Origin of the sequence: Synechococcus sp. R70.1, assembly GCF_047461675.1 — a bacterium.
Taxonomy (GTDB): domain Bacteria; phylum Cyanobacteriota; class Cyanobacteriia; order Thermostichales; family Thermostichaceae; genus Thermostichus.
In genome coordinates, this window is sequence record NZ_JANSHR010000034.1 from 21,577 (window position 1) to 39,395 (window position 17,819).

Annotated in this window: 16 protein-coding genes; 11 read left to right on the plus strand and 5 right to left on the minus strand. The window is 59.8% G+C overall.

Going from position 1 to position 17,819, the window contains the following annotated elements:
• Nucleotides 1-34 precede the first annotated feature (34 nt).
• On the minus strand, nt 35-220 hold the full coding sequence (locus tag NW807_RS05405; protein WP_414396475.1) for a hypothetical protein: 186 nt from the start codon (nt 218-220) through the stop codon (nt 35-37).
• A 91-nt stretch (nt 221-311) separates the two neighbouring features.
• On the opposite strand from NW807_RS05405, the gene NW807_RS05410 reads away from it, so the two are divergent.
• The 3 genes from NW807_RS05410 (at nt 312) to NW807_RS05420 (ending at nt 3,923) form a co-directional block, all read left to right on the plus strand.
• Nucleotides 312-1,451 (plus strand): 5-(carboxyamino)imidazole ribonucleotide synthase, encoded by a 1,140-nt coding sequence (locus tag NW807_RS05410; protein ID WP_414425484.1) that lies wholly within the window; start codon nt 312-314, stop codon nt 1,449-1,451.
• A 149-nt stretch (nt 1,452-1,600) separates the two neighbouring features.
• Nucleotides 1,601-2,104 (plus strand): ribosomal protein S18-alanine N-acetyltransferase, encoded by a 504-nt coding sequence (gene rimI, locus NW807_RS05415; RefSeq protein WP_414425495.1) that lies wholly within the window; start codon nt 1,601-1,603, stop codon nt 2,102-2,104.
• Nucleotides 2,105-2,336: 232 nt separating this feature from the next.
• Nucleotides 2,337-3,923, plus strand: coding sequence for a mechanosensitive ion channel (locus tag NW807_RS05420; RefSeq protein ID WP_414425485.1), 1,587 nt, complete (start codon nt 2,337-2,339; stop codon nt 3,921-3,923).
• Between the two features lie 79 nt (nt 3,924-4,002).
• Here the strand turns inward: NW807_RS05420 and cydB are convergent, their stop codons facing one another.
• Nucleotides 4,003-5,052: a cytochrome d ubiquinol oxidase subunit II gene (gene cydB, locus NW807_RS05425; RefSeq protein WP_414405875.1), complete on the minus strand. Its 1,050-nt coding sequence runs from the start codon at nt 5,050-5,052 to the stop codon at nt 4,003-4,005.
• A gap of 81 nt (nt 5,053-5,133) precedes the next feature.
• Entirely contained in the window at nt 5,134-6,567 is a 1,434-nt protein-coding gene (locus NW807_RS05430; protein WP_414425486.1) for a cytochrome ubiquinol oxidase subunit I, read from the minus strand.
• Between the two features lie 326 nt (nt 6,568-6,893).
• Between NW807_RS05430 and mfd the strand changes: the two genes are divergently transcribed.
• From mfd to NW807_RS05445, 3 genes are read left to right on the plus strand one after another with little or no spacing between them, the layout of a single operon-like run.
• A complete protein-coding gene (mfd, locus tag NW807_RS05435) occupies nt 6,894-10,370 on the plus strand; it encodes a transcription-repair coupling factor (protein ID WP_414425487.1) in 3,477 nt (1,158 codons plus the stop codon).
• Nucleotides 10,371-10,380: 10 nt separating this feature from the next.
• Nucleotides 10,381-11,316: an ABC transporter ATP-binding protein gene (locus NW807_RS05440; RefSeq protein ID WP_414425488.1), complete on the plus strand. Its 936-nt coding sequence runs from the start codon at nt 10,381-10,383 to the stop codon at nt 11,314-11,316.
• Complete coding sequence (locus NW807_RS05445) at nt 11,313-12,095, plus strand: ABC transporter permease (protein WP_414425489.1); 783 nt, start codon at nt 11,313-11,315, stop codon at nt 12,093-12,095. Before NW807_RS05440 ends, NW807_RS05445 begins: the two co-directional genes overlap by 4 nt.
• Nucleotides 12,096-12,102: 7 nt before the next feature.
• Here the strand turns inward: NW807_RS05445 and NW807_RS05450 are convergent, their stop codons facing one another.
• The gene (locus NW807_RS05450) at nt 12,103-12,630 is read right to left on the minus strand and encodes a TM2 domain-containing protein (protein WP_414425490.1); all 528 of its coding nucleotides are present in this window, start codon (nt 12,628-12,630) and stop codon (nt 12,103-12,105) included.
• A 211-nt stretch (nt 12,631-12,841) separates the two neighbouring features.
• On the opposite strand from NW807_RS05450, the gene NW807_RS05455 reads away from it, so the two are divergent.
• A complete protein-coding gene (locus NW807_RS05455) occupies nt 12,842-13,126 on the plus strand; it encodes a hypothetical protein (RefSeq protein WP_414396454.1) in 285 nt (94 codons plus the stop codon).
• 13 nt (nt 13,127-13,139) lie between these two features.
• Here NW807_RS05455 and NW807_RS05460 read toward each other — a convergent pair whose 3' ends face one another.
• The gene (locus NW807_RS05460) at nt 13,140-13,640 is read right to left on the minus strand and encodes a MarR family winged helix-turn-helix transcriptional regulator (protein WP_414396453.1); all 501 of its coding nucleotides are present in this window, start codon (nt 13,638-13,640) and stop codon (nt 13,140-13,142) included.
• Nucleotides 13,641-13,986: 346 nt separating this feature from the next.
• Here NW807_RS05460 and hisD point away from each other — a divergent pair, with 346 nt between their 5' ends.
• The 4 genes from hisD to NW807_RS05480 are packed head-to-tail and all read left to right on the plus strand — an operon-like array spanning nt 13,987 to nt 17,587.
• A complete protein-coding gene (gene hisD, locus NW807_RS05465; protein WP_414425496.1) occupies nt 13,987-15,300 on the plus strand; it encodes a histidinol dehydrogenase in 1,314 nt (437 codons plus the stop codon).
• A 28-nt stretch (nt 15,301-15,328) separates the two neighbouring features.
• Nucleotides 15,329-16,126 carry a hypothetical protein gene (locus NW807_RS05470; RefSeq protein ID WP_414425491.1) on the plus strand — a complete coding sequence of 266 codons (798 nt, stop codon included), beginning with the start codon at nt 15,329-15,331 and terminating at the stop codon, nt 16,124-16,126.
• A gap of 17 nt (nt 16,127-16,143) precedes the next feature.
• Nucleotides 16,144-16,449: a hypothetical protein gene (locus NW807_RS05475; protein ID WP_414396446.1), complete on the plus strand. Its 306-nt coding sequence runs from the start codon at nt 16,144-16,146 to the stop codon at nt 16,447-16,449.
• 4 nt (nt 16,450-16,453) lie between these two features.
• The gene (locus NW807_RS05480; RefSeq protein WP_414425492.1) at nt 16,454-17,587 is read left to right on the plus strand and encodes a tetratricopeptide repeat protein; all 1,134 of its coding nucleotides are present in this window, start codon (nt 16,454-16,456) and stop codon (nt 17,585-17,587) included.
• Nucleotides 17,588-17,819 lie beyond the last annotated feature (232 nt).

The following is a 17,819-nucleotide window of genomic DNA, read 5'->3' on the forward strand; positions in this document are numbered from 1 at the left end:
TGCCACTTACTTTTGGGCAAGACTAGAAAAGGAATCAATCGACGGCGCGAATCTCGCCGCTGTTGAGGCGCTCCACAATCATGTCCAGCAGTTCGTGTTCTTCCGGTGAGACCTGGGAATCGGCGGTAACTGCCTGGAGGATTTCTTGTTGCTCGGCGCGGGTGAGGATTTTGTCCTGCAAAGCCCGGTCGATGAGTTCTTTTAGCTTGGATGACTCCACAGTGCTTCTCCTTGCCCTAGAGGTAGGGGCCAAGGGCGGTAGACTAGACGGTGCTTCTCCTCTCAGTATAGAAGTGAAGTCCCAAACCCAGATGCGGCCCGTAGGGGTAATCGGCGGGGGGCAGTTGGCGCAGATGTTGGCTTTGGCGGCCCGCTCCCTGGGGATTCCGCTGATGGTGCAGGCGGCTGCCCCCACCGATCCGGCAGTGGCGGTGGCCGATGGGGTAGTTTGGGGCGCTGTAACCGACACCCAGGCTACAGCCCAGCTATTGCAGCGCTGCCCAGTGGTAACTTTTGAAAACGAGTTCATCCTGCTGCCGGAGCTAAAAAGGCTGGATCCGGAAGAATCCCGCTTTTGCCCTCGCCTTAGCACCCTGGAGCCGTTGCTAGACAAGTTGCGCCAGCGGCAGTTTCTGGCAGAGCTGGGGTTGCCGGTGCCGGCTTTTTGGCCGGCAGAGACGGCAGATCTATCTAGCCTGAGCTTTCCCTTGGTGCTCAAGCGGCGGCGGCAGGGCTACGACGGAAAGGGCACCCGCATCTTGCCCGATCGCGCGGCTTGGCAACAGACCCTTGCCGAGTACAGCGGGATCCCGCTGCTTGTGGAAGAGTGGATCCCCTTTGAGCGGGAGCTGGCAGTGATGGTGGCGCGGGGGCTGACGGGGGAGATCCGGGTCTACCCCGTAGTGGAGACTGTTCAGGTTAACCAAATCTGTCGCCACGTCCTCGTGCCCGCCCGCATCCCCCCAACGGTCGAGGCCGAGATCCGGGACTTGGCAGTTAAGGTGATGGAAAAGCTAGAAGCGGTCGGGGTGTTCGGCATCGAGTTGTTCTGGGTGCCGCCGCCTCATCCCAAGGCTGGGATCTGGATCAACGAGATCTCGCCGCGGGTTCACAACTCCGGCCACTACACCCTGGAAGCCTGCTACACCTCGCAGTTTGAGCAACATCTGCGGGCCATCCTTGGCCTTCCCTTGGGGGATCCCTCCCTCAAGTGTGGGGGGGCGGTGATGGTCAACCTCTTGGGCTACGAGCACTCCACCAGCGACTATGCCGAGAAGCGGCAGCGCCTGGCGGAGATCCCCAATGCCACCGTGCATTGGTACCACAAGACCCCCGCCCGCCCGGGGCGCAAGCTGGGCCATGTTACCGTCTGTCTGCCCACTGCCCCTTCGCCGCAGCAGGCAGCGGCCCTTGTCCACACCCTCGAATCCCTCTGGTATCCGCAGTCATGAGCCAAGCGCCCACCCTTTCTCCAGCCCTCCAAGCCCTGAGGCGGCCATGCAGCGGTAGCCCAGTATCTTGACCCCCAGGAGCGCTCCGCGGTGTTGAGAGGGATCGACTGCAAGCTCCAGCTCTTTGGGCAGTTGTGGCTGGCTGAGTTCTGCAAAGGGCGAGACTAAGCTCCATGGGCATGGGCTACCGGCTGCAGGTGCTTGACATTGCCGCCCTGCCCCAGTTGCTAGAGCTGGATCGCCGCTGTTATGGTGGGCACTGGGGAGAACAGGGCTACCGGGCCGAGCTGGAACGACCCACCAGCCTGGTGATTGGGGCTGTGGCAGAACCTGCAGGCGCTTGCGGATCCCTGCTTTCCTCGCCAGGAACGCTGGTGGGCTTTGGCATCCTCTGGCGCATCGAAGAAGAGGCCCACATCATCTCGTTGGCGGTGGATCCTGCCCATCGGCGGCGTGGTTTGGGTCGAAGGATCCTGGAGGAGCTGTTGAGCCAAGCCAGGGCAGCAGGCTGTCGCTGGGCCACGTTGGAGGTGAGGGCTTCTAACCAGGCCGCCATCCGCCTCTATGAATCGGCAGGGTTTCAATTGCTGGGACGCCGCAAGGGCTATTACAACGGAGAGGATGGGCTGGTGTATTGGAAAAAACCAATTTAAGTGAGGAGAAGCAAAGGGTTCTAAAGCAAAAGTTTTCCTCTATACACCTGAACCTTGAACTTTTGCCCTGGAGCTTTGGTTAACCATCGGCATCCTGGGAATGGATGTAAAGCTTTGTTGCAAGACTCAGCGTTTCTGCTTGACGCTTGAGGCTTTCTCCCAGGCCAGCTTGCCCAAAGAAGGGCTTCAGGCTAACCTACTCTTTTGAACATCTCATGCTGTGAGGGTAATCATGGAAACCCCTGCCAACGACCTTCGCAATGAAGCCGTCTCTTTTGTTGTCAATCTTCGGGCTAGAGTCATTGACTTTATGCCCAACCTACTGGCGGCGATTGTCATTCTAGTTCTGGGTTGGATCGTGGCCAGGGCGGTGGCTTTCGGCGTTCGGGGGCTGCTCAAACGGACGCAGCTTGATAACCGCTTGGCCACCTGGATTATGGGCCAGAGGCCCGGCGAGAGGCCGCCGCAAACTGAGCGCTGGGTGGCTGCTGCTGTTTACTGGATTATCCTGGCTTTTGTGTTGGTAGCGGTGCTGAATGCTCTCCAGCTTCAGGCTGTCTCCGACCCGCTCAACAAGTTTTTGGGAGAGATTTTCGCCTATCTGCCGCGGCTAGGCGGAGCGCTGGTGCTGCTAGGGGTGGGCTGGGCGGTGGCCACCGTTGCCCGGCTGGCAGTTATCCAAGGGCTGCGGCGCTTTAACTTGGATGAGCGGCTAGCTCAACCCCTCCAACCGGAGGCGGCTGCGGAAGGAACTGCTGCCAAGCCGGAGGGAGGCGCTGAGGTCGCTCCCTTTCTCTTGAATGAAGCTCTGGGCGACGCCCTCTACTGGTTGATCTTCTTGTTCTTTCTACCGCTTATCCTGGACACGCTGAACCTGCGGGGGCCGCTGCAGCCAGTGCAAAACCTGCTGGATCAAATCCTGTCGATGGTACCCCGCATTTTGGGAGCGCTCATCATCGGTGTGGTGGGCTGGTTTCTAGCTCGCATCGTGCGTGGGATCGTTTCCAATTTGTTGGTGACAGCGGGAGCTAACCGCTTGGGGGCACGCTTTGGCATTCCCCAGCTGGCCCAAACGGTGGGCACAGTGGCCTACGTCTTGGTGTTGATCCCGGCAGTGATTGCCGCCCTCAAGGCCCTGGAAATCCGGGCCATCTCCGATCCAGCGGTGGCGATGCTGGAGCAGGTGTTGCGGGCCATTCCCCGAATTGCAGGATCTGCTCTCATCCTGGCCGTGTTCTACTGGCTGGGGCAGTTTTTGGCTGGCTTGGTGACCCAGTTGCTGCAGGCAATCGGTTTCGACCGCTTGGCTGCCGGCCTTGGTTTGCCCTCGGCCCCTGCTCCTGAAGCTCCCGCCGCCGAAGGGGATCCCTCAACCTTGGTGAAGCGGCGCACTCCCTCTGAGATTGCTGGCTTGGTGGTCTGGGTGGGCGTGGTCTTGTTCGGGGCAGTGCCGGCGGTGGAGCTGCTGCAGTTTGCTGCTTTGACCGACATCGTGGAGGGGCTGTTGGTCATTTCCGGGCGGGTGCTCATCGGCGCTTTGGTGTTTGGGATCGGTCTTTACCTGGCGAATTTGGCCCATTCCATGGTTAAGAGTCTCGGCAACCCCTCCTCAGGAGTGCTGGCCCAGGCGGCGCGGGTAGCCATTTTGGTTTTCGTTGGCGCCATGGCCTTGCAGCAGATGGGCGTAGCCACCGATATTGTGGTGCTGGCCTTTGGCCTGGTGCTGGGCGCCATTGCCGTGGCTGTGGCTTTGGCTTTTGGCTTGGGAGGTCGCGACGTGGCTGCCGAGCAGATCCGGCAGTGGCTCAAGCGGGAGTGAGAGCCTCGCTGGGTGAGCCTCTAGTAAAATTGCCCCGCCTGGCATATGGGCGGGGTTATTCCTTCGACTCTGGGCCAACCTAAACTGGCTCTGGAACTTTGGCCTCTTCTGCTGCTGTTTCTTGCACTACAATCTTGCCCCGGAACACCACGTAGTTGTAGATGTTGTAGGACAAGATCACCGGAATCAAAAAGCCAATAAAGGTGAGCATAAACACCAGCGAACTGGGAGAGGCTGCCGCCTCGTAGATGGTGACGCTGGGAGGAATGATGTTGGGGAAAATCATGAACCCCAAGCCGATAAAAGAAAGGGCAAAAATGAGGAAGGTGTAAACCAAAGGGCTATTTTCTTCTCGGCGGCGCAAGCTGCGCAGCAACAGAGCCACCAACAAAAGCCCCAAAAGGGGGATTGCAGCAAAGACATAGAAAAGAGGCGGCGAGAAAAGCTGGGAGCGCGCCTGCTCCGACATAATGGGGGTGCTGATGGTAATAAACACTGCCCCCAGCAAAGTTGTCCACGTGGCGATGGTGGCCGTCCTGTAATAGGTTTTCTGGATTTCCCCCGTGGTTTTCACAATCAAGTAAGCAGAGCCGATCAAAACATACCCCTGGATCAGGGTAAGAGCCACCAACACCGTGCGCCAGGTCAGCCAGTCCCAGGGGCTGCCGGCAAAGTGGCCGGCTTCGTCCACCCGGATCCCTTCGAAGACGCTGCCCAAGGCAAACCCCTGGCCCAAGGCTGCCAAAAAGCTGCCCACCCCGAAGGCGAGGTTCCAGACCAGCTTGTTGTTGGCGTTCTCCCGAAACTCGAAAGAGACAGCCCGCAAGATCAGGCCCACCACCATGATCACCAGCGGAATGTAGAGGGCATTGAGGATGGTGGCGTAGGCGAGGGGAAAGGCCCCAAATAGGGATCCCCCCATGAGTACCAGCCACGTCTCGTTGGCATCCCAAACATTGCCCAAGCTGGTCATGAGAATGCTGCGGCGCGTCTCGCTGGAAGCCGTCAGGGAAAGGATGCCAACCCCCAGGTCAAATCCATCGAGCAGAACATAGAGAAAGAGGAATAGACCGAGGATGAAAAACCAGACTTGAGGCAGAAACTGCTGTAAAGGCTCGAAAGATTCCATGGTCCTTCCCTCCGCTTTAGGTATTTCTAGCCAGGCTAGTTCGAGACAGTTCCCAACTGCGATGTCGCCTGGGCAGCGGCGCTACCGAGCTTCCGCCGGACGGCGATCCGGCTCGTGGCGAGCAGGCTCGATCACGATCACCGGCTGGGTTGCTGGAACGGGGGCAGCCAGCTCCAGGTTAGGCCCTTTGCGGATGATGCGGCTGCCGAAGTAAAGAGCGGCCACGAAAAACACGGTGTACAAAGCAGTTAGGCCGACCAAGGAAAACAGCACCTCTCCGGGGGGCAGCGGTGAAGCCGCTTCTACGGTGCGCAGTTGCCCGTACACAATCCAGGGCTGCCGGCCAACACAGCGGACAATCCAGCCAGCCTCGACGGCAATGTAGCCCAACGGGCCGGCAAAGACCCAAGCCCACATCAGCCACTTCTGCTGGGAAAGGGCCTCCGCCGACAGTTTGCCCCTCAACCACTGGATCAAGGTAGCCCCCACGAGCCCGGCCATAAAGAAGCCAATGGCCACCATCGTCCTAAAGGAGTAGTAGATGAGGCCAATCATGTGAGGACGATTTTGGGGATCCCAAGCTTTCAGGCCCTGCACCGGTCGATCCAGCCTGGGCTTAAACTCGAGCAGATAGCCCAGCGCGCCGGGGATCTTCACCTCCCACTCGTTGCGCTCCTCACGCTCATTGGGCAAGGCAAACAGGCTCCAGTCCGCCCTCTCGCCGGCGGGGAGCGTCTCCCACTGGGCCTCCATAGCCGCCAGCTTGGCCGGTTGATAGCGATACACTTGCTCCGCGCTCAAGTGGCCAATAAACACCTGCAGAGGGGCCACCACCAGCGCCATCACCAGGACCACTTTGAGGGAGCGGGAAAAAAACTCGCTGTGCCGCCGCTTGAGAATGTACCAGGCGCTGATGCCACCGATGACAAACAAAGAGGTTTCCAAAGTGGCAAAAAACATGTGCAGAAAGCTATTGACCATGAAGGGATTGAAAATGGCCTGCAGGTAGTCACGTACCACGAACTTCCCATCGACAAATACCCCCCCTGCCGGCGTCTGTAGCCAGGAGTTGGCCGTCAGGATCCAAAAGGTAGAGAGGTTGGAGCCGAAGGCCACTAAGATTGTCGAGATCCAGTGAATTACTGGCGGCACCCGCTCCCAGCCAAACAGCATGATCCCCAGGAAGCTGGCCTCCAGCATAAAGGCCATCGTGCCCTCAAATCCTAGGATGGTTCCAAAGAAGTCACCTACCGCCTCAGAAAAAGGGGCCCAGTTCATGCCAAACTGAAAGGCCATCGGCAACCCCGAGGCCACGCCAAGGCCAAAGTTTAACACATAGATCTTTGACCAGAAGCGAGCGTGGCGATAGTAATCTAGGTTGCGAGTTTTCAGCCAAAGTCCCTCAATTACAACAAGATAGATGGACATTCCTGTTGTTAAAACCGGCCATAGCATATGAAACATGGCCGTGAGGGCAAACTGTAGTCGAGAAAGGGTGACGGTGTCTAGAAACATAATTTTCCCTAAGCTTGGAGGGTTGTAATGAGTACAGCTTTACAACTTTAGGAGAGCTGTTTTCTGCTGCTCCTAGGGTTACATCTTGGGCAAGACAACGCGCAGGCTGTTCAAGTCTAAAGGTTAACTTTAGAATCCTGGGAGTGCCAGCTTTTTTTCCTGTAACATGGGATACAAAAACTCTCAGCCCTGGAGCATCGGCCTGGCAGCCTCAAGGCTGGTAGCCAACTAACTTTCCCACTCCGGAAAGGGCTCGTTGAGGTTTCCAGCGGCTACAAATGCCAGAATTGGGATCCCGGCTTGAGTTTGCAGTCTGGGGTGGAAAGATGTCGTTTATCCCACTGGTGCACTTTCTTGCCCAATCGGGCTTGGTGCAAGAGTTGGCCGCCCGGCTGAGATCCCAGCGACGAGCTGCTCTGCAGGGAGGGGGGCGGATTGCCAAGGGGTTGATCGCCTCGGCTTTGGCCCAGCAGGAAGGAAGATCCCTATTGGTGGTTACCGCCACGCTGGAAGAGGCGGGCCGCTGGACAGCCCAACTGGAGGGCATGGGCTGGGAGAGCGTGCAGCTTTATCCCACCTCCGAGGCTTCCCCCTATGAGCCGTTTGACCTGGAGCCAGAGTTGGTGTGGGGACAATTCCAGGTGCTGGCCGACTGTCTCCAGGGCAGAAAGGGCATGGCCATTGTGGCCACGGAGCGGGCCATACAACCCCACCTTCCCCCACCAGAGGTGTTTCAGTCTTTCTGCCTCAAGCTGGAGCCCGGCGCGGAGCTGTCGCCGCAGCAGTTGGGGCAGCAGTTGAGTCGTCTAGGTTATCAGCGGGTAAGCCTGGTGGAAAGCGAGGGGCAGTGGAGCCAGAGGGGCGATATTCTCGACGTTTTTCCGGTGGCCTGCGAATGGCCGGTGCGCCTGGAGTGGTTTGGCAATGAACTGGAGCGGCTGCGGGAGTTTGACCCGTTGAGCCAGCGCTCTCAAGAAGGGATCCCCCATGTCTGGCTAACTCCCACCGGCTACGGGCCCATCCTCTGGCCGGCTCTACAGGAAAAAGCCGATCAGCTTTCCCAGGGTCTGCGGCAGCAGTTGGAGCAGTCGTCCCCTCCCCCAGAGGGCTTGCGCCGCTTTCTGGGCCTACTTTACGATCCGCCGGCCAGCCTGCTGAGCTATTTGGATCCCAATACCTTGATCCTGATCGACGAGCCAGAGCAGTGCCAGGCCCACAGCCGGCAGTGGCTAGACCACGCCCAGGAGCAGTGGCAGTTGGCCCAAGCTGCTGAGCCGGCTCTAGTGCCCTTCCACCGTCCCTTTGATCTTGCGGCTCCCGACTGGGATCCCTTCCCCCGCCTGTTGGCCCGGGCTTTTGCCCCTGCCGGCGAGGTTGAAGCGGCCCTTGACCTCAAAAGCCGGCCTGTCCCTGCCGCTCCCCACCAGTTTGGATCCCTGGCCAAAACCCTGCGCGAGTACCGCAAGCAGCAGTTGCGGGTGTGGATCCTCTCCGCCCAGCCCTCCCGCACGGTGGCCTTGCTGCAAGAACACGACTGCCCGGCCCAGTACGTGCCCAACCCCAAAGATTTTCCAGCCATTGAACGCCAGCTTCAGTCCTACACGCCGGTGGCCCTGAAGTACTCCGGCTTGGCTGAGCTGGAGGGGTTCCTGCTGCCCACGCTGGGGTGGGTAGTGCTCACCGACCGGGAGTTTTTCGGCCAGCACAGCCTCGCCACTCCCACCTATGTGCGCAAGCGCCGCCAGGCCAGCTCTCGCCAGGTGGATCCCAACCTGCTCAAGCCGGGGGATTTTGTCGTTCACAGGGCCCATGGCATTGGCCAGTTCCTGCGCTTGGAAAGCCTCACCATCGGCGGCGAAACCCGGGAGTACCTCGTTATTCAATACAGCGACGGCCTGCTGCGGGTGGCTGCCGACCAAGTCAACTCCCTCTCGCGCTACCGGGCTAGCAGCGATGGGCCACCTGCCCTGCACAAAATGTCCGGCAGCACCTGGGAAAAGACCAAACAAAAAGTCAAAAAGAGTCTGAAAAAAGTGGCCTTTGATCTCCTGCAGCTCTACGCCAAACGGGCTGAACAGGAGGGCTACGCCTTTCCCCCGGATTCCCCTTGGCAGCAGGAGTTTGAGGAGTCTTTTCCCTACCCCCTGACGCCGGACCAAATTCGCGCTGTCCAGGAGATCAAGCGGGATATGGAGTCCCCTCGCCCCATGGATAGACTGCTGTGTGGCGATGTGGGCTTTGGCAAAACGGAGGTGGCCATCCGCGCCATCTTTAAGGCCGTAACCGCCGGCAAGCAGGTAGCTCTTCTAGCGCCAACCACTATTCTCACCCAGCAGCACTACCACACTCTCAAAGAGCGCTTTGCCCCCTACCCCATTCAAGTGGGCCTGCTCAACCGCTTCCGCACTCCCGAGGAGAAAAAAGAGATCCTGGCCCGGCTTAAAAGCGGCGAGCTGGACGTAATTGTAGGCACCCACCAACTTTTGGGCAAAGACGTGCAATTTCGCGATTTGGGCCTCTTGGTGATTGACGAGGAGCATCGCTTTGGCGTCAACCAAAAAGAGAAGATTAAGCTCCTCAAAACCCAGGTGGATGTGCTCACCCTTACGGCTACCCCTATTCCCCGCACGCTGTATATGGCCTTGTCAGGGTTGAGGGAAATGAGCTTGATCCAAACTCCGCCTCCGTCGCGGCGCCCGATTAAAACTCACCTTTCTCCCTACAACCCTGAGGTCATTCGCACAGCCATCCGCCAGGAGTTAGATCGCGGCGGGCAAGTCTTTTACGTCGTCAACCGCATTGAAAGGATCGAAGAAACCACTGCCAAATTGCGGGAATGGGTGCCCGGCGCTCGCATTGCCATTGCTCATGGGCAGATGCCGGAAGGGGAGCTGGAAGCGACCATGCTGGCTTTTAACAATGGCGAAATCGATATCCTGGTCTGCACCACCATTATTGAATCCGGCTTGGACATTCCTCGTGTCAACACCATTTTGATCGAAAATGCCCAGGAGTTTGGGTTGGCCCAGCTCTACCAATTGCGAGGGCGGGTGGGCCGGGCTGGGATCCAAGCCCATGCTTGGCTGTTCTACCGAGAGGATGGGATCCTCACCGAGGAGGCCCGCAAACGCCTACAGGCCATTCAAGAATTTACCCAACTGGGCTCTGGCTACCAGTTGGCCCTGCGGGATATGGAAATTCGCGGCATTGGCAACTTGCTGGGAACGGAGCAATCGGGACAAGTCAATGCGGTGGGCCTTGATCTCTATCTAGAAATGCTGCAGGAGGTCATCCAAGAAATTCGCGGCCAGAAGATCCCGCAGGTGGAGGACACCCAGATCGACCTCAACGTTACGGCTATGATTCCCCAGAGCTATATCCCTGACGAGGAGCAAAAAATGCAGGCTTATCGCCAAGTGGCGGCTGCCGGATCGCGCCTGGAGCTTTCCCAAATAGCGCAGGAATGGCAAGACCGCTTTGGCCCCCTGCCCAAGCCTGCCCAGGAACTGCTGCGGGTGATGGAGCTGAAGATTTTGGCCCGCGCCCTGGGCTTTTCTCGCATCAGGCCCGCCAAAGAGCATGTTATTTTGGAAACCCCCATGGAGGAGCCGGCCTGGAACCGTCTTAAGGAAGCCCTGCCAGCTCATGTGCAGTCTCGCTTGGTTTACCAGCCGGGCAAGGTTACGGTGCGGGGGCTGGGAATGCTGGCGCCAGCGCAGCAACTGGAAAACCTTTTGCAGTGGCTAGACAAGATGAGCCTGGCCTTGACCCAGACGGAAGCCGGGCTCCCAACGCCTCCCTAGACCCTGTCTCATGAAGGTTCTCGAAGTGTATCACCTCCAGAAGACCTACCGGCAGGGAGGCAAGCAAGTGCAGGCGGTGGTGGATGTCTCCCTAACGCTAGCAGCAGGGGAGATCCTGGCTTTTCTGGGGCCCAACGGGGCAGGCAAGACCACCACCATCAAGATCATCGCTGGTCTGATCCGGCCTGATGCCGGCAGCGTGCGCATCCTAGGGCGGGATCCCCACACTGAGCCTGGAGCGCTGGCCCAGGTGGGGGCGGTGCTGGAAGGCAACCGCAACCTCTACTGGCGGCTGACCCCCTTGCAGAACTTGGAGTACTTTGGCGTGCTGCGGGGGCTGTCTCCTAAAGCTGCTCGGCAACGGGGGCTAGAGCTGTTGGAGACCTTGGGCCTAGGGGAGAAAGGGGAGGTTGCTGTGCAAACCCTTTCCCGCGGCATGCAGCAGAAGGTGGCCATTGCCGTTGCCCTCCTGCACCAGCCGGCTCTGCTGTTGTTGGATGAGCCCACCTTGGGGTTGGACGTGGAGGCGGCGCAAGCGGTGAAATCCCTCATCCGCCAAATTGCTGCTTCGGGTCGGGCCATTCTCCTCACCACCCACCAACTGGACGTAGCTGAGGCGCTCTCGGATCAAGTGGCTGTAATCGAGCGAGGAACGATTCTCGTCCAGGCCCCCACGCAGGAGTTGATCCGGCAGTTTGCTGGCGCAGCCGGTACTTATCGGATTGAGTTGGAACAGGAGCTGGATCCCAGCCGGGCGGAACGCCTAGCCCAGCAAGGGGTGGAGATTCTCAGCTCTCATCAGTTGCGGTTTAGGGGCTTCTCGGAGGCTTTGTATCAAGTGCTAGAGATCCTCAAGCCCTTGCCCCTGCTCAGCGTCAAGCGAGAGGAAGCCGATCTCACCCACATTTTTCTCAAGCTGCTGAAAAGGGGAAAGAAGCAGGGATGAGGCCACTGCTGTACCTGTTTTGGGCGGAGCTAAAGCGCACCTGGACCCAGTACATCCGCTATCCGGCAGAAGCCCTGGGCGGGATCCTCATCACCACCTTTTTCTTCTATGCCCTTTTTGCCGGCGCTCAGTATGTGGCAGGGCCAGCCTCCCAGTTTGGCGAACGGCTGGATGCGGTGGTGATTGGCTATGTGCTCTGGACGCTGGTCATTTTTGTGGTGAACGACATTGCTCTCAACCTGCAGGTGGAAGCCCAAACGGGGACGCTAGAGCAGGTGTTGCTCTCGCCGTTTTCCGCAGCCACGCTTTTTTTGGCCCGGGCTTGTGCCAGCTTGGTGTTGCGCCTTGCCATCGTCGTCGTCATTTTGGGGATCATTTTGTTGCTCACGGGCAGCCGGCTGCGCTTTCCCCCCAGCTTGGTGCTGCCGCTTTTGAGCGTGGTGCTGGGGGCCTATGGCTTCTCGTTTTTACTGGGATCCGCCGCCTTAATCTGGAAGCGCATTCAACAACTGCTGATCCTGAGCCAGTTTGGCCTCCTCTTTCTCCTGGCTACCCCCACGGAGGAGTGGTCGGGATCCCTGAAGTGGCTGGGACAGATGCTGCCCATGACGGCAGGGGCCGGCCTGCTGCGAGACGTGATGGTGCGGGATGCAGGTCTGGATCCCCTGCGGCTGCTTGTAGCTCTGGCCAGCGGCATTTTCTACTTTGGCCTGGGGTTGCTAGCCTTTCGCCGGGCGATGCGGCTGGCCAAACAGCGCGGCCTCCTGGGATCCCAGTAGGGCGTGGTCAAAGGGAGCGGGGTTCGCCAGGGGAGCGCAACAGGTGAGGGAAGTGATATTCCACTGCGCCGGTGGTTAGGTTGTTCTCGGGGGAGGCGATGCCCCGCCGGCTCAGCTCTCGCAGCGCCTTTTCAATCTCGTCAAAGTCAGCAGGCAGTTCGATGGCAATCTCCGAGAGGGTGAGGATCCCCTGGCGACGCTGGGCTAGCCGTAGGATTTCCCGCATCAAAGCCTGACCTTTGAGGGGCTGCGGGGGTGCTGAGACAGTTTTTGCCGGAGGCGAGGAAGGCCGGGATCCCTGCAGGACGGCTAGCTTAAGGTTGTAGTTGTCCACCATGCCCGGGATCAAAAACAGGTCAATCAACTGGCCAATTCCCAACAGGCCAAAGGTGAAAAGCCAGAGAATGCCTGTGCCCATCTTGCCCAGGTAAAGGCGATGGACACCACAGATGCCGAAGATGCCCAACGCCCAGAGAAGATAGGCGGTGCCGACAGATTTGGACTCAGCGGGGGGCAGCAGGTAGCGAGAACTCATGAGGATTGACACAGGGTAGCTTTGAGCAGGTACTCCCAGTTTAAAGGGGCAGAAGAGAGCTAGCAAAGCCGACCCTTAGGAGCCGTCGGGAGCTCCTCTCTAGGCTGCTGCCTGAGGAAGGTAGCCTCAAGGGGGATCAATTCCCTCACCCCAAAAAACTCCGTCCCCTTGACACAAGCAGCAGGTACACCCACACAAATAAAGAAGTGTAATGCTTGCAATGCTTGAGCCCATCTTAATTGGGTTAAGTGCTGCGCTCTGGGGTCTCCTCTGGGGCTACGCCACGCTGCTAGTTGTGCTGGTGAACTTCAAAGAGCAGGGATCCGTTTACGCCTACCCCATGCAGGCGGTGCTGGATCGCTTCGTGGAGTCCCTGGGGTTGAGTTGGCTCAAGGAGCTGCATGCTATGCAACTGCAGCCGCTGCGCCGGATTAGCTACACCCTCTTTGCCGCCGTTACTCTAGGTGTCGTCTTTGTGCTCTGGGTTTTAGGGTAGGCAGAAGGCCTTCTCAACAACTCTCGGTCTGCCCCTGAGGGAGATTGAAAATAGACTGCAGCTTTTTTAGGCAGGCCTGGATCTGGGCTATCTCTTCCGGATCCAACTTCTGAAAGCGCTCCCTTAGGTAAGCCACGTGGGCTGGGAAGACTTGCGCAAACAGTTTTTCCCCCGCTTCGGTGAGCACAATCCTGAAGCAGCGGCGGTTTTCCGGCGGCACCTCGCGGCGCACCAGCCCCTTTTGTTCCAGGCGATCCACGATCCCGGTCAGCGTCCCTTTGGTAACTAGCGTTTTCTCAGCCAGGACGTTCATCGTCAGGCCAGGGGTGTTGCCGAGGGTTACCAAGACCTCAAATTGGGGAGGAGTTAGCCCCGTCTGGCGGATGTGAGCGGCGGCGTAGTTCTCAAAAGCTTGGTAGGCCCGCGCCAGATCCCACAGCAGCCCCAAGAAGGGCTCCTGGGCCACCGAAGGCTGGAGGGCTTGCTCTTCGGGAAGCTGAGTAGATGTGGGCATGGTTAGCAATCGCTGCAGGCGACTGACTTGTCCACAACTGTTTTAGCTTTGCCATAGCTCACTGTGATATAGTCCTAACACAAATTAATACTCCCTGGAACAGTTCCCAGCTTTGGAGGTTCTGGCTGCTAATGGGAGATGCCTCATTTCTCTGAATAGGGCTGGAGCAGGAGCGGGGTTCTTTGGAGCGGAAGATCCAGGCTAAGCTATGACCATAGCCCCTGTGGAGCGCCCTAGGCGCAGACGGGATCCCTCTCTGGGAGCCCGGGAGGCCAGGGCAGGAAAAGCCCCTCTGCCGCCGGCTCTCTCGCTCTCTGCCTACGGTACGCCAGGCAAAGGAGTTGCCATGCTGAGAATTGTTACCCAGCTAGCCGAGGCCGAAGCCGAGCTCAGACGGATCTCGGAGCGCACCCAGGCAGACCAAAACCTGCATCGCGAGGCAACTGTGCGGGAGATCCTGCAGACAGTACGCCGCCAAGGGGATCGGGCCCTGCTGGCCTACACGGCAGAGTTTGACCAGGTGGAGCTGAGCGTTGCCGACCTAAAGGTCTCGGGGGCGGAGCTGGAGGCGGCCTACCAGGCGGTATCGCCGCAACTGCTCTCGGCCCTGCGCCTAGCCAAACAGCGCATCGAAGCCTTCCACCGGCAGCGGGTGCCCAGCAGTTGGGTAAGCTTTCCTGGCCCCGAGATTGTTTTGGGCAAGCAGTACCGCCCGGTGGATCGCGCTGGCCTCTACATTCCGGGGGGTCGCGCCGCCTATCCCAGTACGGTGTTGATGAACGCCATTCCTGCCAAGGTGGCAGGGGTGCCGGAAATTGTCATGGTGACCCCGCCGGGATCGGACGGCCTAGGGGGCAAGGGAATTAACCCAGCCATTCTGGTCGCTGCCCAAGAAGTGGGCATCCACACCATCTATCGCGTCGGCGGGGCCCAGGCCATTGCAGCGCTGGCCTACGGAACCGAGACCATCCCCAAGGTGGACGTGATCACCGGCCCCGGCAACATCTACGTAACCCTGGCCAAAAAGCTGGTGTATGGCACGGTAGGCATCGACTCCCTGGCCGGGCCCTCGGAGGTGTTGATCATTGCCGATGAGAGCGCCAACCCCCTCTACGTTGCCGCCGATCTCCTGGCCCAGGCCGAGCATGATCCCCTAGCGGCGGCTATCCTGCTCACTCCCGACCTCCGGCTGGCCCAACAGGTGCAGCAGGCGGTGGTCAGGCAGCTCGAGGAGCATCCCCATCGCCTCCTGGTGGAAAAGGCAGTGGCCAACTACGGGCTGATTGGGGTGGTGCCCGATCTGGCCACGGCGGTCAACTTGTCCAACCAGTTTGCGCCGGAGCACCTGGAGCTTCAGGTGGCGGATCCCTGGGCCCTGTTGGACGCAATTCGCCATGCGGGGGCCATCTTCTTGGGACACTTCACCCCAGAGGCGGTGGGGGATTACCTAGCTGGGCCCAGCCACACCTTGCCCACGGCAGGGGCAGCCCGCTACGCCTCGGCGCTGGGGGTAGAAACCTTCCTGAAACACTCCAGCCTAATCCAGTACGGCTCAGCAGCCCTGCAAGAGGTGGCCGGCGCCATTCAAGCCCTGGCGCAAGCTGAGGGGTTACCCGCCCACAGCCGGTCGATCCAGGTGCGGCTGTCAGCGAAGTCCTAGCCAGCAGCTAAGGCGGAGGGTTGGGCAAATGGGGGGCCGGCTCAGGGGAAACTGGCTGGGGCAACTGGGGAGGGCCCTGGCGGCGGTTTGGATCGGCTGGGCAGGGGGGAGCGCTGTCTGGCCGAGGGCTATAGCGACGGCTGCCCCAGAAAGCTTCTCCCCTTCGCCTTTACCCATCCCGTGGGAGTGGGTGTACGACTTGCAGGAAAAGGCACAGGAGCGGCAGTGTACGCTGGTGGGCCTGTTGCGCAGCCAGCCTCTCGTGGCTCCGGATTCCCACTGGCAGGTGTACACGCGGCTAAATTGGGTTGTCACCCCCTCCGGAGGCCAGTTGACCAGCGTGCTGTTTGCCGAAAACACCCGTAGCCGCTCTCTGCAGGTTCTCTACCAAACCTCGGTAGTCGGGGGTAATCCTGAGGATCCGCTGGATTTTGCTGTGCTCCTGCCCATGGCTTGGCAGGAGAAGACTTTGCTGGTGAAGGAGTACTCGGGCTGGCTCCAGACAGACTTAAGCTGGGATCGGGCGGTGATCTGGCCTTTGCCGGCAGACTCGACCGAGATCCCGCCAGTGCAAATCTGGGATCCGCCACCGGCCTTGGCCTATGCGGAGCTGCTAGGCTGGGATCCCGAGGCAAGAGGGCGGGTGCTGTTTGCCGTCGCTGACAGCCTTGGAGAAATGCCCCGCTTGGTTAGTGTAGGTTCAGACAGCCAGGTGTTGCTGCGAGCACCTGCTGTTCCTCTTCCCCAAACCGCCTCTTCTCTGGAGGGGTGGCAGCCGGTGATGGCGGAACCCCTGTGTCATCAAAGCCGTTTTGGGGTGAAGTAGACCGTGGGAGCAACACTATGCCTAGACCCATCGTGCGGCGTGGTTGGCCGCGGGAGGCCTTTGTGGGAGATATCATCGTCTGTACCCTGGAGGGATCTCATCTGGATCAGGTAACCGAGATCCGGGTCAGCCCGGCGGGCAAGGGGATCCGGGTTAGCTTTGGGGATCCCTTGGGGCGCTCCCAAGAGCCGGTGCAAGCTAGTGCCGAGGCGCTGACGGTTACCTTTGAGATCGATCCCAGCACCTACCCCGGCGAAAAGCGCATTGAGCTGATCTCGCCAGCAGGACCTAGCGATCCCCTGCCCTTTCTGGTGATGATGTAGGGTCATGCCGCTTGCAACCGCCTCAACTGACCTGGGCGCGCTGGTACTAGGGGTGGGTCTGTTGCTCCTAGTGGGAGGCTGGGCCTGGGGGCTGCGGCGGCAGCAGCGAGCTGCTCCCCCAGAGGCTGTTTTGCCGGCAACGGCGGTTGACCTCTCTGCCCTTACGGCGGAGCAGGCAGCCCAACTGCAGCCCTTCGAGCAGGCAGTGGCAGACCGGCCACGGGATCCCATTGCCTGGTACAACCGCGCCACCGCCCTCGACCAACTGGGGCAGGCGCAAGCCGCCCTGGCCAGCTACGACCGCGCCCTAGAGCTGAAGCCGGACTTTCCCGAAGCTTGGAACAACCGAGGTTCTCTTCTGGGCGATCTTGGCCGTCATCAGGAAGCGCTGGCCAGCTACGAGCGGGCTTTGCACCTAAAGCCGGATTTTTTTGAGGCCCGCTTTAACCAGGCCAACACGCTGCGGCAACTGGGCCGTTACCAAGAGGCGCTGCGCGCCTACGAGCAGGCTCTCACCCTCCGCCCCGGCAGCGCGGAAGCGTGGCATCTGCGCGGGCTGACCTTGGCCTCTCTAGAGCGATGGCAGGAAGCAGTGAACAGCTACGACAAGGCCCTGGACCTCAACCCCAAGGATCCCCGGGTTTGGCAAAGTCGCGGGCTGGCTCTGGTGCATCTGGAGCGCTACGCCGAGGCTCTGGCCAGCTACGAGCAAGCCCTGCAACTGGGATTGGAGTCGGCCTCTCTCTGGGCCGGCCACGCCTTTGCCCATCACCGCCTGGGCAACTGCATGGAAGCTCTCAACAGCTACGACCGCGCTCTCGCCCAGGATCCCCAGCGCTCCCAGCTCTGGCTGCAGCGCGGCTTGGTGCTGATGGACTTGAACCTCTACAGGCTCGCCCTCCAGAGCTTTGACCGGGCCGTGGAGCTGGATCCTGACAATGCAGAGGCCCACTATGCTAAAGCCTGCTGCTGCGCCTGGGAAGGCCAAGTGCCCCAGGCCCTCCAAGCCCTAGAGCAAGCTCTGCGGCTGCAGCCGGAACGCTACCACCCGCTGCTTGTCTCTGAACCCTATTTCGATCCCATTCGCGGTGAACCGAGTTTTGCAGCCTTCCTGAGAGCGCACCCCTGTCGCGAATGAGGACTAGAGGAAAGCCCAACGCCCCTGACGCGAACAGCTCCACCGTCTGCTTCCTGAGTTCCAGAGTACCCCAGAGGACACACCGGCAATAGCAATCCGACCTTCCACCGAAGACGGAGGGTTTCCGGGAGAAGGGTGTTGACTGCCGCGGAAAAGCTGGTCAAACTGAGGGCACTCCAGTATCCTAGCAAATCTCAAAATTGTGTTCCTGCTAACACCTGGTAGCATTCTT

What these genes read in the sequence shown, in the direction of transcription:
- NW807_RS05410 (WP_414425484.1), top strand. Translation starts at nt 312, where the DNA reads ATGCGGCCCGTAGGGGTAATCGGCGGGGGGCAGTTGGCGCAGATGTTG.
- NW807_RS05420 (WP_414425485.1), top strand. Translation starts at nt 2,337, where the DNA reads ATGGAAACCCCTGCCAACGACCTTCGCAATGAAGCCGTCTCTTTTGTT.
- cydB (WP_414405875.1), bottom strand. Translation starts at nt 5,052, where the DNA reads ATGGAATCTTTCGAGCCTTTACAGCAGTTTCTGCCTCAAGTCTGGTTT.
- NW807_RS05430 (WP_414425486.1), bottom strand. Translation starts at nt 6,567, where the DNA reads ATGTTTCTAGACACCGTCACCCTTTCTCGACTACAGTTTGCCCTCACG.
- mfd (WP_414425487.1), top strand. Translation starts at nt 6,894, where the DNA reads ATGTCGTTTATCCCACTGGTGCACTTTCTTGCCCAATCGGGCTTGGTG.
- NW807_RS05440 (WP_414425488.1), top strand. Translation starts at nt 10,381, where the DNA reads ATGAAGGTTCTCGAAGTGTATCACCTCCAGAAGACCTACCGGCAGGGA.
- NW807_RS05445 (WP_414425489.1), top strand. Translation starts at nt 11,313, where the DNA reads ATGAGGCCACTGCTGTACCTGTTTTGGGCGGAGCTAAAGCGCACCTGG.
- NW807_RS05450 (WP_414425490.1), bottom strand. Translation starts at nt 12,630, where the DNA reads ATGAGTTCTCGCTACCTGCTGCCCCCCGCTGAGTCCAAATCTGTCGGC.
- NW807_RS05455 (WP_414396454.1), top strand. Translation starts at nt 12,842, where the DNA reads ATGCTTGCAATGCTTGAGCCCATCTTAATTGGGTTAAGTGCTGCGCTC.
- NW807_RS05460 (WP_414396453.1), bottom strand. Translation starts at nt 13,640, where the DNA reads ATGCCCACATCTACTCAGCTTCCCGAAGAGCAAGCCCTCCAGCCTTCG.
- hisD (WP_414425496.1), top strand. Translation starts at nt 13,987, where the DNA reads ATGCTGAGAATTGTTACCCAGCTAGCCGAGGCCGAAGCCGAGCTCAGA.
- NW807_RS05470 (WP_414425491.1), top strand. Translation starts at nt 15,329, where the DNA reads ATGGGGGGCCGGCTCAGGGGAAACTGGCTGGGGCAACTGGGGAGGGCC.
- NW807_RS05475 (WP_414396446.1), top strand. Translation starts at nt 16,144, where the DNA reads ATGCCTAGACCCATCGTGCGGCGTGGTTGGCCGCGGGAGGCCTTTGTG.
- NW807_RS05480 (WP_414425492.1), top strand. Translation starts at nt 16,454, where the DNA reads ATGCCGCTTGCAACCGCCTCAACTGACCTGGGCGCGCTGGTACTAGGG.